A 15981-nucleotide genomic window follows, 5' to 3' on the forward strand; every position below is an offset into this window, starting at 1 on the left:
CCTCGGCCGGCAGCGCCGGCGGACGTGCTGTCGGGCACATCGCCTTTGCGGGGGTCGCCGCTTACGATGGGCGCAGTGCAACGTCCTCTCGGGTGGGGATGACGAGCCGAGAGCGAGGCGAGCTGATGGCACGACGGTTCCGGCCGATGACTGCCGCCGACGTGGCCGAGCTGGCCGAGCCGTGTCGCAGCTGCACCTTCTGGGAGGCGAGCCTCTCCGACCTCGCGACCCCCGCCGACCAGCACCGGACGGGGAGCAAGGCCGACTGGGCCGAGGCGGTGACCGCCCACTGGGGCTACTGCGGCGTCGCCGCGTACAACGACCACGAGCTGATCGGTCACCTGACCATGGCGCCGGCGATGCACGTGCCGCGGCTCGGCGCCTTCGCCACCACGCCGGTCAGCCCCGACGCCGCCGTGCTGATGTCGGTCCGGGTGGCCGAGGAGCACCGCGGCCACGGCGTGGGCCGGCACCTGGTGCAGACGGCCGCCGCGCTGGTGGCCCGCCGCGACATCCGCGCCCTGGAGGCGGTGGGCACCCTGCACGACGGCCCGTCCTGCATGCTGCCCGCGGCCTGGCTGCAGAGCGTCGGTTTCGCTGTCGTCCGACCGCACCCGGTCACCCCGCGGCTGCGGATGGACCTGCAGACCACGCTGCGCTGGAAGCCCGACCTCGGTGCGGCCTGGAGCCGGCTGACCGGACTGGTCACCCAGCCCGCCCTGCCCGAACCCGCGGGCTACGCCAACTCCGAACCGGTCGTTCCGCTTCCCTCCACCGCGGTCTGACGCTGTCCCCTGAGCCTGTCAAGGGCGAGGTCACGAGTACGGAGGGCACTAGGGTCGGGCGCATGACCGCCCGCGCCCTGGCGCACGCCGAGCCCGTCCCGTACTGGTTGGACCGCCCCGAGCGGCCGCCGGCCCGGCCGCGGCTGGTCGAGGACATCGAGGCGGACCTCGTGGTGGTCGGGGCCGGTTTCACCGGCCTCTGGGCGGCCCTGCAGGCGGTGGAGGAGGACCCGTCCCGCCACGTCGTGCTGCTCGAGGGCGACCGCGTCGCCGAGGGAGCGTCCGGACGTAACGGCGGCTTCTGCGCGGCCAGCCTGACCCACGGCCTCGGCAACGGGGTGGAGCGCTTCCCCGACGACATGCCGACCCTGCTGCGGATGGGGGCGGAGACCCTCGACGCGATCGAGGGCGCTCTCCGGCGGCACGGCATCGACTGCGACTTCGAGCGGACCGGTGAGCTCGACGTCGCGGTAGCGCCGTGGCAGGTGACGGCGCTGGCCGAGCAGCACCGGCTCGGCGCCGAGCTCGGCCTGGACCTGGAGCTGCTCGACCGCGACCAGGTGCAGGCGGAGGTGGCCTCGCCCACCTACCTCGGCGGGCTGTACGACCCGGACGGGGTGGCGATGCTCGACCCGGCGCGCCTGGCCTGGGGGCTGGCCGCCGCCGTCGAGCGTCTCGGGGTCACCATCCACGAGCACAGCCGGGTCAGCGACCTCCACGCCGACGGGGCGGGCGTCCGCGTGACCACGCCGCACGGCAGCGTCCGCGCCGCCAGGGTGCTGCTGGCCACCGCCGCGGCCCCGCCCGTGCTGCGCCGCATCTCCGCCTACGTGGTGCCGGTCTGGGACTACGCGCTCATGACCGAGCCGCTGCCGGCTGACGTCCGCGCGTCCCTCGGCTGGGCCCGGCGGCAGGGGATCGGGGACGCGGGCAACCAGTTCCACTACTACCGGCTCACCTCCGGCGGCGGGGGTTCGAGGGGGTCGTCCCCCTCTGTGGCTCAGGGCGACCAACGCGTCTTGTTCGGTGGGTACGACGCGCTCTACTTCGCCGGCGGCAAGACCGACCCCCGGCTGGCGCAGCACCCGCCGACCTTCGCGCTGCTGGCCGAGCACCTGGTGGAGACCTTCCCGCAGCTGGCCGACGTGGCCATCTCGCACGCGTGGGGCGGCACGATCGACACCTGCAGCCGGTTCAGCCCGTTCTGGGGGCAGGCGCTCGGCGGCCGGGTCGCGTACGTGCTCGGGTTCACCGGGTTGGGCGTCGGCGCCTCGCACTTCGGCGCCCGGACGGCGCTGGACCTGCTCGACGGTCGGGACACCGAGCGCACCCGGCTGGCCATGGTGCGCAGCAAGCCCCTGCCGTTCCCGCCGGAGCCGGTGCGGTGGGCGGGGATTCAGCTCACCCGTCGCGCGATCGCGGCCGCCGACCGCAACGAGGGCCGTCGCGGCCCCTGGCTGCGGACGCTGGACCGGCTGGGCCTCGGCTTCGACAGCTGAGTGCCCGGATCGCCGGTTACAGTGCCAGGCATGCGCATCTTGTTGGTGGGGGCGGGCGGCGTAGGGGACGCGTTCGCCAAGATCGCGGTCCGCCGGCCGTTCTTCGAGCAGATGGTCGTCGCGGACTACGACCTGGCCCGCGCCGAACGGACCGTCGCCGCGGTCGTGCAGTGGCAGGGCCCCGGGTCGGACCGGACGGCAGAGCGGTTCACGGCCGCCCAGGTCGACGCCGGCGACGCCGGCTCGGTCGCCGCCCTGGCGCGCGAGCACCAGGTCACCCACGTGATGAACGCGGTCGACCCGCGGTTCGTGATGCCGATCTTCCGCGGCGCCTTCGAGGCGGGCGCGGACTACCTGGACATGGCGATGTCGCTCTCCGAGCGCGACGCCGAGCAGCCGTACGCCCGGACGGGGGTGATGCTCGGGGACGAGCAGTTCGCCGAGGCCGAGCGGTGGGAGTCCGCCGGCCGGCTGGCCCTGGTCGGAATGGGGGTGGAGCCCGGCCTCAGCGACGTCTTCGCCCGCTACGCCGCCGACCACCTGTTCAGCCGGGTCGAGGAGCTCGGCACCCGGGACGGCTCGAACCTCACCGTTGACGGGTACGAGTTCGCGCCCTCCTTCTCGATCTGGACCACGATCGAAGAGTGTCTCAACCCGCCGGTGGTCTGGGAGAAGAACCGCGGGTGGTACGTCACGGAGCCGTTCAGCGAGCCCGAGGTGTTCGACTTCCCGGGCGGAATCGGACCGGTCGAGTGCGTCAACGTGGAGCACGAGGAGGTGCTGCTGATGCCCCGCTGGGTCGACGCCAAGCGGGTGACCTTCAAGTACGGCCTCGGCGCGGAGTTCATCGACGTGCTGAAGACGCTGCGCAAGCTCGGCCTGGACCAGACCACGCCCGTCACCGTCAAGGGCGTCGATCCGCAGGGGTTCGAGGGGTTCGCCCCCCTCAGGGTCGGCGTGAGCCCACGCGACGTGGTGGCCGCCTGCCTGCCCGACCCCGCCACGCTCGGGCACGCGATGCACGGCTCCACCTGCGCCGGCCTGTGGGTGACCGGCACCGGCAAGGACGGGCAGCCGCGCGAGGTGTACCTCTACCACGTCGTCGACAACGAGACGACGATGGCCGAGTACGGTGCCCAGTGCGTGGTCTGGCAGACCGCGGTCAACCCGGTCGTCGCCCTCGAGCTGCTCGCGACCGGCGTCTGGGGCGGGAGCGGGGTGCTCGGGCCGGAGGCGTTCGACGCCGAGCCGTTCCTGGACCTGCTCGCCGGTGACTACCGGTCGCCCTGGGGGATGCAGGAGCGGACGGCTCGCCCCTGACCGGCGTCGTCGCCCCCGGCGGGTCACGAGTGGGGCACGGGAGCCCGACGGTCTTCGATCGGTGTGTCAGGCTCGTCGGGTGCCATCTCGTCCCCACGATCGAGTCGTACCGACCCCACCTCATCTCGCCCGGCTCGAGCTGGGGTACGTGACCGCAGGTGCTCCGGACGATTTCGTGTCGGCGGCGATGCGGGTGTTCTCGATCGATTTCGACCCCGAGACCTGGCCCAACCGTGCCGTCTTCGAGCCCGACCGCAGCTTCGGCTTCCGGGTGGACGGGCGCTGGGTCACGACCTGTACGGCCTACTCCCGCCATCTGACCGTGCCCGGTGGCGCGACCCTGCCGGTGGCGGCCGTCACGCTGGTCACCGTCGCGCCGTCGTACCGGCGTCGGGGGCTGCTCAGGCAGATGATGTCGGAGCAGCTCGCCGACAGCGTGTCCCGGGGCGAGCCGGTGGCGCTGCTGTGGGCTTCCGAGGCCGCGATCTACGGCCGCTTCGGCTACGGTCCGGCGGTCGCCTCCCTCGACGTCTCGGGTCCCACCCAGCAGCTCGGCTTCCGCCCCGAGGTCGATCTCGGGGCGGGCTCGGTCGGCGAGGTCGACGCTGCGGAGTGGCGGGCGGTGGTGGAGCCCCTGCACGCCAGGCTGCTGTCCGACCGGCCCGGCAGCCTGACCCGGACGTCGGCGTGGTGGCACTCGGTGACGTCTGACCACCCGGCCCGGCGCGCCGGCGCGTCGCCGTACCGGTTCGCCCTGCACTACGCGCTCGACGGAACCCCTGACGGCTACCTGGCCTTCCGCACCAGGGGCGGCGGCAACGGCCTGATCAGCGCGGACGTCGAGGTGCGCGTGGGTGCGATCGACGCCGTGGACCCCGCCGGCTACGCCAGGCTCTGGCGCTTCGTGCTGGACCTCGACCTCGTCCGCACCGTCCGGGCCAGCCTGGCCCCCGACGACCCGCTGCCACACCTGATCGGCAACCGCGACGCCCTGGTCGCCCACCTGGGTGAAGGCACTTTCGCCCGCCTCGTCGACGTCCGGGCCGCGCTCGAGGCCCGTCGCTACGCCGCGCCGGTCGACCTCGTCCTCGGGGTGCGCGACGTCGTGCTGCCACACAACGACGGCACCTTCCGGCTGCGGGGCGGATCCGACGGGGCCGAGGTGCGGGAGGTGGGCGACCCGCCCGACGTCGAGCTGGACGTGCGCGAGCTGGCCACGCTCTACCTCGGCGGGACGGCCGCGACGGTGCTGCAACGGGCGGGACTGATCCACGAGCGCACGCCTGGCGCGGTGGCCTCGCTCAGCGCCGCCTTCTGCTGGTCGCGGCTGCCGTTCTGTCTCGACTACTTCTGAGGCCGGGTCCCGGTACTGGACAAAGACTGTCCCCGAGCACGGCTCAGAGGTACTCCTCCAGGGCGTTGAGCAGCACCGACTTGGACTTGGCGCCCTTGAACGCCTTCACCAGCTCGCCGCCGACGTAGACCTGGATCGTCGGCAGCCCGAGGACGTGGTTGTTCGCCGGCGTCACCGGGTTGGTGTTGGTGTCCATCTTGACGAAGGTGACCTTGTCCCCGTGCTGGGTGGCGAGCTCCTCGATGATCGGCGCGACCTGCTTGCACGGTCCGCACCAGTCGGCCCAGAAGTCGACGACCACGGGCCGGTCGGACTTGAGGACGACCTCGCTGAAGTCGGCGTCGGTGACGTCGGTGACTGCGCCCATGGAATTCTCCTCGTCGGGTTGAAGTACGTGCGTGAAGTATGGCGATGGCCACTGACAGTGTCGGTCGGACGCCGCTCGGTGCCTCAGTAGTTGGCGCCCAGCAGTGCGTCGGCGAGGACCGTGTCGCCGACGTCGTCGAGGTCAGCCAGGTAGCGCTCGGCGTCCAGGGCGGCCGAGCAACCGGTGCCGGCGGCGGTGATGGCCTGGCGGTACGTGTGGTCGACGAGGTCCCCACAGGCAAAGACCCCGGGCAGGTTCGTCCGGGTGGACGTGCCGTCGGTGAGGACGTAGCCCTCACCGTCGAGGAGCACCTGACCGTCGACGAGCTCGGAGCGCGGGTCGTGCCCGATGGCGATGAACAGGCCGTTGACCTCGAGGTCGCGCTGCTCACCGGTCGTGGTGTCGCGCAGGGTCACCCCCGACAGCGACTTGTCGCCGTGCAGGGACTCGACCGCGGAGTTCCAGGCGAACCGGATCTTCGGGTCCTTCTCGGCGCGCAAGGCCATGATCTTGCTGGCCCGCAGCTCGCCGCGGCGGTGGACCAGGGTGACCGAACGGGCGAACCGGGTCAAGAAGGTGGCTTCTTCGACGGCGGAGTCGCCGCCGCCGACGACGGCGATGTCCTTCTCGCGGAAGAAGAAGCCATCGCAGGTGGCGCACCAGGAGACGCCGTGACCCGACAGCCGATCCTCGTCGGGCACGTTGAGCTTGCGGTAGCTGGAGCCCATGGCCAGGATCACCGCGCGCGCGGCGAAGGTGTTGCCGTAACCGTCGGTGACGCTCTTGACCTCACCGGTCAGGTCCATCGACACGATGTCCTCGCTGACCAGCTCGGCGCCGAAGCGCTCGGCCTGGCTGCGCAGGTTGTCCATCAGCTCGGGCCCCATGATGCCGGCGGGGAAGCCGGGGAAGTTCTCGACCTCGGTGGTGTTCATCAGCGCGCCACCAGCAGTGACGGAGCCCTCGAAGACCAGCGGCGAGAGGTTGGCCCGGGCGGCGTAGATCGCGGCGGTGTAGCCCGAGGGACCGCTCCCGACGACGATGACGTCGCGCACCTGCTGATCGTTGTTGCCGCTCATCACTGCTTCCTCACCGCTGCCCGTCTCGTCGGGCCGCACTCCGCGTGCCGGGGCACCGGGGCCCCACACCTTACCCCGGCTCAACCGGGGAGACGGGTGCGCTATTCCGCCCTTCGCCAGGCTCAAGGAGCGGTGGGAGGAGAGTTTCCGCTCAGCGGGGGAGGGGGGCAGAGGCGATCGCCGAGGGCGGCAGCGCCCCGCAGCCGGTCACCACGGTGACCACGTCGGCGCCGTCGGAGCGGGTGTAGACGAGCAGGGCCGGCGAGCCGTCGACGCGGGCACCGGCCAGTCCGGTGATCCGGCCGTGGGTGACCGAGCGGGCGCAGAACCAGGCGTTGGAGAAGCGGTGGGGGTCCAGGTCCCGGCTCTGCTCGATGCTCCGGGCCTGGGCGGCCAGGTCCTTGGTGCTGACGGCCGCCGCGACCACCGGGGGCTCGTTCAGGCCGGCTGTCGCGCTGAGCACGTAGCCGCCGAAGCCCACCAGCGTGGCCGCGCAGGCCGCCGCCAGCGCCGGCACCCAGTGCCGTCCCCGGGCCACCCGGCGCCGGTCACCGCCGAAGTGTCCGAGGGTCACCCGTGCGGGTGCTGGTCGGCGGGCCGGTGGTGGGGTGCGGGCCGCCTCGGCCTGGCGCCGAGCCGACTCCTGCGCCAGTGCGGCCTCCAGCCGGCCGGCGACCGCCGCCGGCATGGGTGGGGCGGGTGCGGCGGCGAGGATGCCGGTCACCGAGCGGAGGGCCGCGCTCGACTGCTGGCAGGACGGGCAGTCGGCGACGTGCGTGGCGACCTCGGCGGCCCGCGCCGGTCCGAGCAGGTCCTCGGCCGCGTCGGCCAGGTCGTCGAGGGAGGGATGCTCAGCCATCGAGGTCTCCTCCGGGTCGGGTGCTGGGGGCGGTGCCTGGGTCGGTGGTTCGCCGGTCCGGGGTCATCCGACCAGCCCCCGCACCTTCAGCTGGTCGAGGGTACGTGCGGACCCCCGGTCGAGCTCGGCCTGCGGGGCCCGCGCCAGTATCCAACCGAAAAGGGTCGAGTGGCCGGTCCGCAGCAGGGCCACCGGGGCGACGAAGCTGTGCTCACGGCCGTCGGCGTCGCGGACCACGAGCCGGTACGAGGGCCCGCGCCGGGTCAGGAACTGGCGTACCCGGACCAGCTGTGAGGCGTCGACGGTGTGCATCCGGCGGACCCGGCGGACGGTCAGCCGGGACCCGTCGACGCGCAGGTAGGCGCGGCTGCGGGTCCAGATCAGCGCCACCACCAGGGCCCACAGCGCGACGACGACCGCGACCACGGCCGCCCGGCCCGGGGCGTCGCTGCGCGCGACGCCGGCGACGCAGAGCGCGGCGACCGCGGTGGCCACCAGCGCGGGCGGCTGCCAGGCGTAGGAGAGCACCAGCGGCTGGCCCATCAGGTCCTCCCGCCGGCGGTCGGCGCCAGGTCGGCCAGCAGCGGCACCAGCCGGGCCCGGCCGCGAGCGCAGCGGCTCTTCACCGTGCCGGCGGCGCAGCCGAGAATGAGCGCCGCCTCCTCCACCGAGTAGCCCTGCATGTCGACCAGCACCAGCGCGGCCCGCTGGTCGGGGTTGAGGTGGGCGAGCGCGGCCGAGACGTCACTGCGCTGCTGAGAGGCCAGCACCGGGTCGTCGGGGCTGACGCCGAGGTCGGGGTCGCGGTCGAGGTCCTCGGGCAGCGGCTCGGCGGCCCGGACCTTGAGCGCCCGCAGCCGGTCCAGGCACGCGTTGACCACCACCCGGTGCAGCCAGGTCGTCACCGCCGCGTCGCCCCGGAAGGTCTCCGCCCGCCGGAAGGCCGAGAGGTAGGCGTCCTGCAGGGCGTCAGCGGCGTCTTCGGGATTGCGCATGGTGCGTAGCGCGACCGCCCAGAGCCGGTCGGAATGTCGTCCGACCAGCGTGGTGAACGCGTCCGGGTCACCGGCGACGTGCCGTTGCAGCAGCTCGGCGTCGCTCGGGCCGTCCGCCGGCGGGTCGTCGGGGCCGACCGGGAGCGGGGCGACGGAGGAGATCGGGCGGGAGGGGGCGGTGGGGGGGTGCCCTCCGCTCACCGGCGCACCACGACCTCACTGATCCCGCCGCGGTAGCGTCCGTCCTCCTTCGGCAGGGAGGTCAGGTAGACCAGGACGAACCGCGTGCTGACGGCCTCCTTCGGCGTCAGGCTGGCGGTTCGGCCGGCGTCGGACTGCTTGGCCACCACCTGCCAGTCCCCGTCGGAGCCCAGTGGGGCCTTGGTGGTGCCGGCCGGGTCGTCGTCGGGCACCCGGAGGTCGAGGTCGGTACCGTTCCCGCTCAGCGTCACCGTGACCGAGGTGACCGGCTGCGGCGTGCCCAGGTCCAGCACGAGGCCCACACCGCGCTTGAGTCCGCCGAGCTTCGGGTTGCCGATGTAGGCGACGGTCCGCCACCGGGTGCTCGGGTTGCCGTCGTAGGCGAGCTTCACCTCACCGGGGTTCTCCCGCTTGTCGTCGGCGCCCTGGGGGTCGAAGTCCCGGCCCGCCACGATCGGCACGGTCGTCGGGGTGGACGGCGGTGCGCTGTCGGCCGGCGTGGTCGGCCGGGCGGGGGTGGCCCGCTGACCGGGGTCGGGTGCCGCGCTCAGCTGGTCATCCAGCACCAGTGCCGCCACCAGGCCGATACCGGTGACCAGCACGACCAGCATCACCAGGGCCGCGATCCAGCGGCGCGGCGGGTGCGGTGGCCGGACGCGGTGGGCAGCGGACTGGCTGGGTACCGGGGTCCGGACGGCCGTCGCGGTCGGCGAGGTCGCCGGGGCGGCGTCGGCGGCGGCAGACGTCGGCGGCGTGACGGGACGGCTGACCTGCAGCGGGCCGGCGTCGGCGGCGGCCGTCCGGGCGACGGCGCGACGGACTGCCGTGTCGCCCTCGGCCTCGTCCTGGACGACCGGGTTGGGCTCGGTCGGCTGGTCGAGCAGCGTGGAGACCGGGCCGGTCGGAGCGGGGCGGCTCGCTCCGACTTTGGGGATCGGCTGCCGCAGCCGACGCTCCAGGTCGCCGGACGCGTCCGCGGCACCGAGCACCTTGGTCAGCGCGTTCACCAGCTCGTTCGCCGTGGTGATGGGGGCGGCACGGTGCCGGGGCGGGTCGCCCAGGATCTGGTCGCAGATGGTGTCCAGGGCGGGCGAGACGCCGGCGCGCACCTGGCGCGGCGACATCCAGTGCCGGCCGACGACGGGCGCGTCGGCCAGACTGAACGCCGGGCCGCCGGGCCAGCGGCAGACCAGGGCCGCGTACAGCAGCCGGCCCAGGTCGAGCACGTCGAGCAGCTCGGGGTCGCGGGCCGCCTGCTGCAGCCGGGCGGCCGCCGTCCGGGACGACCGGGCCGGGCGCAGGGTGGCCTCGATCAGCAGGCCGACGATCTTGACGTTGCCGGTGGGGGTGATGATCACGGTCTCGGGGCTGATCCGGCGGTGGTGGAGGCCGAGGCTGTGCACCCCGGACAGCGCGTCGGCGACCTCGCGGAGCACCCAGCCGGCCTCGAGGCCCGACAGCGGCCCGTGGCTGAGGATCGCCTCCAGCGACTGGCCCGTGGCGTACTCGCAGACGATGTAGGAGCCCAGCTCGGGGTCGTCCCCCTGAGCCGCGGCCGTGCGCTGGGGTACGGCGTCCAGTACCCGCAGGAAGCGTGAGTCCGTGGCCACCGAGGCCCGACGGGCGGCGGCCATCAGGTCCGGCTCGGCCTCGTCGCCGGGGGGCAGCAGGTGCACCAGCACGGACCGGGACAGGACCTGGTCGAACGCGCGCCAGGTGATGGCGGGATCGGAGACCGCGAGCAGCTCCTCCAGCCGGTAGCGCGCCGCCAGGACCGTGCCCGCGGGCAGGCTGGCGGCGCGGACGACGGGCGCAGCCGCCACGTCGGTGGCGATCAGCGAAGGCTCCCCCAGGTAAGCCTCGCCGTCTGGGTCCCGACGGAGCACGTCCGTCCGGGTCATCTCGGCCTGAGCCATGCTGTCTGCGCATCCGTTCGTGCCGGTCGGTGGCTGGGTCGCCGGGCCGGCGGTGGGTGGTGGCTCGATCGTAGGTGGCCGCGCACCCCGATCGGCCCCCAAACCGCCGGAGGATGCCGAATCGTGAGGTACCCGGACCCGCCCTCCGCGACGCAGCATGGTCGCGACGATGGCGCTCACCTCGGTGATGTGCAGCAGCCGGGCGGCCACACCGAAGACGACGACGGCGGCGATCCCGGCCACCGCCAGCACCAGGGCCCGGAGCGGCTGGGTGTCGGCGTTGCGGCCCAGCGCCCAGCTGAGCAGCACCGCCACCGCAGCGGCCGGGGTCACCGCCAGCAGCAGCCGGACGCAGTGCTGGACCAGCTCGAACGGCTTCAGCCCCGGCAGCCGGCGGCGCAGCCGGGCCAGCGAGATCGGCACCCCGACGACGTAGGCCAGGGAGTAGGCCAGGCCCAGCGCCGCCGCCACCAGCGACGGTCGGGCGACCAGGGCGACGGCGGAAAGCCCGAAGGCCACGTTGGCCGCGGCGATCACCACCTGCAGGAAGAACGGCGTCCGGGTGTCCTCCAGGGCGTAGAACGCACGCAGACAGAGGTACTGGATGGTGAACGGCACCAGCCCCACGGCCAGGGCCATCAGCGCCCAGCCCACGAAGCGGGCGTCGCCGGCGCCGCGGCCGAAGCCGAACACCAGCTGGGCGATCGGCACCCCGAGGGTGACGAAGGCGACGGCGGCCGGCAGCAGGGCGGTCAGGGCCAGCCGGAGCGCCCGCATCGCCTCCCGGGCCACCCCGTCCAGGTCGCCCGCCGCGGCCAGCGCCGAGGCGGTCGGCAGCATCGCGGTGGCCAGCGAGAGGGTGATGAGGGAGTGCGGCAGGATCCAGACCGCGTAGGCGTTGGAGTAGGACAGCAGGCCGGCGCCCTCGCCCCGGACGGTGGCGCCCGAGGCCAGCTTGGAGACCACGACGACCGCCAGCTGGGTGACCAGCACGTAGCCGAGCGTCCACTTGGCCAGCGTGAAGGTCTTGCCGAGCCCGGTGCCGCGGAAGTCGAAGCGGGGCCGGAAGTGGCACCCCGCCCGGCGGAGGAAGGGGACCAGCACCGCCGCCTGGGCGACGATCCCCAGCGTCGAGCCGAGGCCGAGCAGCAGCTCCTGGCCGGACGTGAAGGCTGCGGCGCTGTCGGTGTGGCCGAAGACGGCGAAGAAGAGTCCGAGCACCGCGATGGAGATGACGTTGTTGGCGATCGGTGCCCACATCATCGGCCCGAAGCGCTCGCGGGCGTTCAGCACCTGACCGGCCAGCACGTGCACGCCGTAGAAGAAGACCTGGGGCATGCAGTAATACCCGAGCATCACCATCGAGTGGTGCTGCGCGGCCAGCGCGGGGGAGCGGTAGCCGTCGGCGGCGTAGAGGTCGATGATCAGCGGCACGGCCAGGGTCAGGCCCACGGTGATCACCCCGAGCGCCAGCAGGCCGGCCGTCATCACCCGGTGCGTGTACGCCTCACCCCCGTCGCGGTCGCCCTTGATCGCCCGGACGATCTGGGGCACGAGCACGGTGTTGAGCACGCCGCCGGCCAGCAGGATGTACATGCTGTTGGGCACGGTGTTGGCGATGGTGAACATGTCGCCCTGCCGGCTCGCGTTGCCGAAGAGGGCGGCCAGCAGCACCATCCGCAGGAAGCCCAGCAGCCGGGAGACCAGCGTCCCGCCGGCCATCAGGGCGCTGGCCGAGACCAGCCGGGAGGTGCGCGTCGGACCGGGCTCCGGCGCGCCCGGCGGTCCACCCTCGACCGGGACGGCGACGGTGGTGGTGTCAGGCATCGACGTTCCCCCGGTCCTCAGGCCGCGTCTCGGCCGTGGAACCCCGCTCGAGAGCGTCGGCGTCGGTCGGCGGGGCCGAGGTCAGGGCCGACGGTGGCCCGGCCTGGCCCTCGGCCTGGGCCTCGGCCGTGGCGGTCCGGGCCCGGCCGACCCGGCGGATCCGCAGCGCCGTCCCGCCCAGGAACACCACCATCGCCGCGCCGGCGATCGCCCAGCCGGTGGTGCCGTTCTGGGTGACGCGGACGTCGATGGTGAGCGGACGACCGACCGGCGTGCCGCTCATCGTCTCCAGCTGCGCGCGGACGGGGACGGTGCCGTTGGCCCGGGCGGTGACCAGGGCGTTCTCGGTCGCGCTCTGCCCGGCGCTCAGCGGGTCGAAGGCGATCGGCTTGATGGTCAGCCGCTGGGGGTTGTCGGAGACGAAGACCAGCCTGAGGTTGACGACGTTGACGTCGTCGTCGTCGGGGTCGACCGGCAGCAGGTTCTTGACCGTGATCGGGAACCTCACGCCCTGCTGAGCGATCGTGCTGACCTTGCGCTGGCTGCGGATCTCCAGCCCGCCGACCAGGACGGCGTCCAGCGCCGACTGCTGCGGAACCAGCAGCAGACGGCGCTGCCGGTCGTCGCCCCGCCACGACGTGCTGGCCGCGGCGGCGACCGCGGCCTGGCCGCTCTCCCGGGCGTCGCCGGGGTGGGCGAGCAGCTCGGCGTAGGTGGTGCTGCTGTGCGCGAAGGTCCGGAGGCTCCTGAGCTGGCCCGCCGTCAGCTCGGCCGCCAGGGCGGCATCGGGGTAGTCGAACGTGGCGTCCCAGGCGGCCGGCGTGCCGTCCAGCAGCGCCCCGAGCGTGCTCGGCGTCACCCACGGGGCCTGGACGCCCGGGTCGTCACCCTGGACCTGCTTGGGGCTGGTGATCAGCCGGACCCGGCCCTGGGTGCTGCTGGAGGTGGCGCTGGCCTGGACCCAGCTGTCGGCCAGGGCCCGCTGCCGGAGCTGGACGGGGGTGGTGCGGGGGTCGGGCCCGGGGCCGCCGCCCCCGGAGGTGGCGCTGCTGTACCGGACGATCGGGGCCGCCTCCCCCGTCGTGCCGTCCGGGGCGGCGAGCAGCGGGTTGTCCTCGGCGACCGAGGCGTCGGAGAGCACGATCGCGGCCGGGTGCAGCCGCTCGGCGGCCTGGACGGTCCCCGCGTCGGCGTAGCCGTTCCCGGGCAGCACCAGCAGCGGCAGGGAGGCGGTGCTGCTCACCCGCCGGCCGGCCTCGACGGCGTCGGTGAGCACATCGGTCTGCCGGGCGTGCACCAGCGCGGCGACGTCGGGAGAGCCGTACAGCAGCCGGAAGCCGTCCCGGGTGGCCTGCACGGAGGCGAAGCGGGCCAGCCACGCGGCCGCGGAGCTGCGGCCGCGTCCGGTGGTGCTGGCGCCGTCCCCCTTCTGGACGGTGTACCCGTCCTTCATCGTGTCCAGCTCCTCGATCAGCGCCGGGTCCACCGCGAAGCTGGTGCCAGGGCTGTCCGCGGCGCTGAGCAGGTCGTCCAGCCGGCCGCCGGCCTCCACCTCGGCGGCCAGGTGGTCATCGACCAGCACCCCGCGACGCATCAGTGACGGGCGTGAGCTGAGCACCACCAGGGACGTCATCTGCAGCCGGCTGGCGGGTGGCTCCTCCAGCACCGGCACGAACGTCCGGGCCCGGCCCACGGCCACCGGCACCCCGTTCTGGAGCACGTGCACGCCCATCAGGTAGATGCCGTCGCTGGGTGAGAGCTGCAGGTCGGCGACCTTGACGCGCAGGGTGAACGCGGCGGAGGCGCCGGCCTCCAGGTAGGGGTCGTCCGGGGCGTAGAGGTCGGTGTAGACCTGCTGCTGGCGGGCCCCGAGGGGGACGTTGGAGTCGGAGTCGAGCGCCTGCTCGATGCCTTCGGCGGTGGTGATCGGGGCCTGGTTGCGCCAGAAGATGGCCTGCAGCCGGTAGAGCCGGTCCTTGGTCACGTTGGTGACGCTGCCCGTCACGGTGATCGTGCTGTCCCGCGTGGGCAGGGCGGGGGTCAGGGAGTCGAGCCGGATCCGGACCAGGGCCTCCGGCTCAGCCGCTGCCGCCGGCGACGCCGGCAGCAGGGTCAGCACGACCGGCGCGGCGACCACCAGCAGCGCCAGCAGCACGCGCAGCACCCTCATGCGCGCAGCCTCCTTCACCTGAGGCATCCTACGGCCGGACACCGTCTGGACCCTCCGTCGCGCTCCCGCCGGTAGAGTGCTTCCACGTGTCTCCGGCGGAACTGAACGCGGCCCTCTCCGAGCTGCTGCGCATCACTCCGGTCGCGGGCCGGCTCGGCCGGCTCTTCGCCGACGCGGGCCACGAGCTCTACCTGGTGGGCGGCAGCGTCCGGGACGCGCTGCTCGCCCGCCTCGGCTCCGACCTCGACTTCACGACCTCCGCCCGACCCGATGAGGTCGAGGCGCTGCTACGTCGCTTCTCACCGGCCGTGTGGACGATCGGCAAGGAGTTCGGCACCATCGGCTGCTCCGTGGAGGCCGACGGCACGAGCTGGGTGGTCGAGGTCACCACCTTCCGCGCCGACGCGTACGCCGCCGACAGCCGCAAGCCGGTGGTCGCGTTCGGCGACACCCTCGCTGAGGACCTGGTCCGCCGCGACTTCACGGTGAACGCGATGGCGGTGTCGTTGCCCCAGCTGCGCTTCTCCGACCCGTACGGCGGCCTGGACGACCTCGAGGCCAAGCGGCTGCGGACGCCGGCGGCCCCCGAGACCTCGTTCAGCGACGACCCGCTGCGGATGATGCGGGCGGCCCGGTTCGCCGCGCAGCTGGGCTTCACGCCGGTACCCGAGGTGGTCGCGGCGATGACGGCGATGGCGGACCGGATCGACATCATCTCCGCCGAGCGGGTGCGCGACGAGCTGAGCAAGACCCTGCTGGCGGACCGGCCCCGCGCCGGGCTCGACCTGCTGGTGGGCACCGGGCTCGCGGACCGGGTGCTGCCCGAGCTGCCCGCGCTGCGGCTGGAGCGCGACGAGCACCACCGGCACAAGGACGTGTACGAGCACAGCCTGACCGTCCTCGAGCAGGCGATCGAGCTGGAGCACCGGTTGACCCCGGCTGAGGCGACCGAACCGGCCGGGCCCGACCTGGTGCTGCGGCTGGCGGCACTGCTGCACGACATCGGCAAGCCCGACACCCGGCGCTTCGAGGCCGGCGGCAAGGTCTCCTTCCACCACCACGACGTGGTCGGGGCCAAGCTCGCCCGCCGGCGGCTGACGGCGCTGCGCTTCTCCAGCGACGACGTCAAGGCCGTGGCCGAGCTGATCACGCTGCACCTGCGCTTCCACGGCTACAAGCCCGGGGACGGTGAGGGTGCGGCGTGGACCGACTCCGCCGTCCGCCGCTACGTCCGCGACGCCGGTGACCAGCTCGAGCGGCTGCACATCCTGACCCGCGCCGACTGCACCACCCGCAACCGGGCCAAGGCCGCCCGGCTGTGGGCGGCCTACGACGACCTGGAGGCCCGGATCGCCGAGCTGGCCGAGTCCGAGGAGCTGGCCGCGCTGCGGCCCGACCTCGACGGACGCCAGATCATGGCGCTGCTCGACATCCCGCCCGGCCCGTTGGTGGGCAAGGCGTACCACTACCTGCTCGAGCTGCGGATCGACGAGGGCCCGCTGGCACCCGAGCAGGCCGAGGCCGCCCTGAGCGTCTGGTGGGCCGAGCAGCAAGCCTGACGGTTTCTGGGTGAGTGAGTGCCGCGACTACGCGGCGCCCACTCACCCAA

The 15981-nt window shown here is 73.5% G+C and carries 12 protein-coding genes; 5 read left to right on the forward strand and 7 right to left on the reverse strand.

Going from position 1 to position 15981, the window contains the following annotated elements; all coding sequences use genetic code 11:
* Positions 1–125: 125 nt before the first annotated feature.
* The 4 genes from ACFE7W_RS09070 (at position 126) to ACFE7W_RS09085 (ending at position 4958) form a co-directional block, all read left to right on the forward strand.
* Complete coding sequence (locus tag ACFE7W_RS09070) at positions 126–785, forward strand: GNAT family N-acetyltransferase (protein WP_375424438.1); 660 nt, start codon at positions 126–128, stop codon at positions 783–785.
* Between the two features lie 62 nt (positions 786–847).
* Positions 848–2284 (forward strand): NAD(P)/FAD-dependent oxidoreductase, encoded by a 1437-nt coding sequence (locus ACFE7W_RS09075; RefSeq protein WP_375424439.1) that lies wholly within the window; start codon positions 848–850, stop codon positions 2282–2284.
* 30 nt (positions 2285–2314) lie between these two features.
* Positions 2315–3604: a saccharopine dehydrogenase family protein gene (locus tag ACFE7W_RS09080; RefSeq protein WP_375424440.1), complete on the forward strand. Its 1290-nt coding sequence runs from the start codon at positions 2315–2317 to the stop codon at positions 3602–3604.
* 148 nt (positions 3605–3752) lie between these two features.
* Positions 3753–4958 carry a GNAT family N-acetyltransferase gene (locus tag ACFE7W_RS09085; RefSeq protein ID WP_375424441.1) on the forward strand — a complete coding sequence of 402 codons (1206 nt, stop codon included), beginning with the start codon at positions 3753–3755 and terminating at the stop codon, positions 4956–4958.
* A 43-nt stretch (positions 4959–5001) separates the two neighbouring features.
* On the opposite strand, the gene trxA is transcribed toward ACFE7W_RS09085, so the two are convergent.
* The 7 genes from trxA to ACFE7W_RS09120 form a co-directional block, all read right to left on the reverse strand.
* A complete protein-coding gene (gene trxA, locus ACFE7W_RS09090; RefSeq protein WP_375424442.1) occupies positions 5002–5325 on the reverse strand; it encodes a thioredoxin in 324 nt (107 codons plus the stop codon).
* A gap of 83 nt (positions 5326–5408) precedes the next feature.
* Positions 5409–6404 (reverse strand): thioredoxin-disulfide reductase, encoded by a 996-nt coding sequence (gene trxB / locus ACFE7W_RS09095; RefSeq protein WP_375424443.1) that lies wholly within the window; start codon positions 6402–6404, stop codon positions 5409–5411.
* Positions 6405–6555: 151 nt separating this feature from the next.
* On the reverse strand, positions 6556–7263 hold the full coding sequence (locus tag ACFE7W_RS09100; RefSeq protein WP_375424444.1) for a hypothetical protein: 708 nt from the start codon (positions 7261–7263) through the stop codon (positions 6556–6558).
* A gap of 63 nt (positions 7264–7326) precedes the next feature.
* Positions 7327–7806, reverse strand: a complete 480-nt coding sequence (locus ACFE7W_RS09105; RefSeq protein WP_375424445.1) for a hypothetical protein — start codon at positions 7804–7806, stop codon at positions 7327–7329.
* On the reverse strand, positions 7806–8459 hold the full coding sequence (gene sigM / locus ACFE7W_RS09110) for an RNA polymerase sigma factor SigM (RefSeq protein WP_375424446.1): 654 nt from the start codon (positions 8457–8459) through the stop codon (positions 7806–7808). Before sigM ends, ACFE7W_RS09105 begins: the two co-directional genes overlap by 1 nt.
* Positions 8456–12202 (reverse strand): murein biosynthesis integral membrane protein MurJ, encoded by a 3747-nt coding sequence (murJ, locus tag ACFE7W_RS09115; RefSeq protein WP_375424447.1) that lies wholly within the window; start codon positions 12200–12202, stop codon positions 8456–8458. The genes sigM and murJ overlap by 4 nt, the downstream gene beginning before the upstream one ends.
* On the reverse strand, positions 12195–14372 hold the full coding sequence (locus ACFE7W_RS09120) for a hypothetical protein (RefSeq protein WP_375424448.1): 2178 nt from the start codon (positions 14370–14372) through the stop codon (positions 12195–12197). Before ACFE7W_RS09120 ends, murJ begins: the two co-directional genes overlap by 8 nt.
* Before the next feature lie 86 nt (positions 14373–14458).
* Between ACFE7W_RS09120 and ACFE7W_RS09125 the strand changes: the two genes are divergently transcribed.
* Entirely contained in the window at positions 14459–15931 is a 1473-nt protein-coding gene (locus tag ACFE7W_RS09125) for a CCA tRNA nucleotidyltransferase (protein WP_375424449.1), read from the forward strand.
* Positions 15932–15981: the final 50 nt, after the last annotated feature.

The sequence above is a fragment of the uncultured Friedmanniella sp. genome (assembly GCF_964244285.1).
Taxonomy (GTDB): Bacteria; Actinomycetota; Actinomycetes; order Propionibacteriales; family Propionibacteriaceae; genus Microlunatus.

Bases quoted from the DNA above. Each gene is read 5' to 3' on its own strand.
- ACFE7W_RS09075 (WP_375424439.1), top strand. From the start codon at position 848: ATGACCGCCCGCGCCCTGGCGCACGCCGAGCCCGTCCCGTACTGGTTG.
- ACFE7W_RS09120 (WP_375424448.1), bottom strand. From the start codon at position 14,372: ATGAGGGTGCTGCGCGTGCTGCTGGCGCTGCTGGTGGTCGCCGCGCCG.
- trxA (WP_375424442.1), bottom strand. From the start codon at position 5,325: ATGGGCGCAGTCACCGACGTCACCGACGCCGACTTCAGCGAGGTCGTC.
- murJ (WP_375424447.1), bottom strand. From the start codon at position 12,202: ATGCCTGACACCACCACCGTCGCCGTCCCGGTCGAGGGTGGACCGCCG.
- ACFE7W_RS09080 (WP_375424440.1), top strand. From the start codon at position 2,315: ATGCGCATCTTGTTGGTGGGGGCGGGCGGCGTAGGGGACGCGTTCGCC.
- trxB (WP_375424443.1), bottom strand. From the start codon at position 6,404: ATGAGCGGCAACAACGATCAGCAGGTGCGCGACGTCATCGTCGTCGGG.
- ACFE7W_RS09100 (WP_375424444.1), bottom strand. From the start codon at position 7,263: ATGGCTGAGCATCCCTCCCTCGACGACCTGGCCGACGCGGCCGAGGAC.
- ACFE7W_RS09105 (WP_375424445.1), bottom strand. From the start codon at position 7,806: ATGGGCCAGCCGCTGGTGCTCTCCTACGCCTGGCAGCCGCCCGCGCTG.
- ACFE7W_RS09070 (WP_375424438.1), top strand. From the start codon at position 126: ATGGCACGACGGTTCCGGCCGATGACTGCCGCCGACGTGGCCGAGCTG.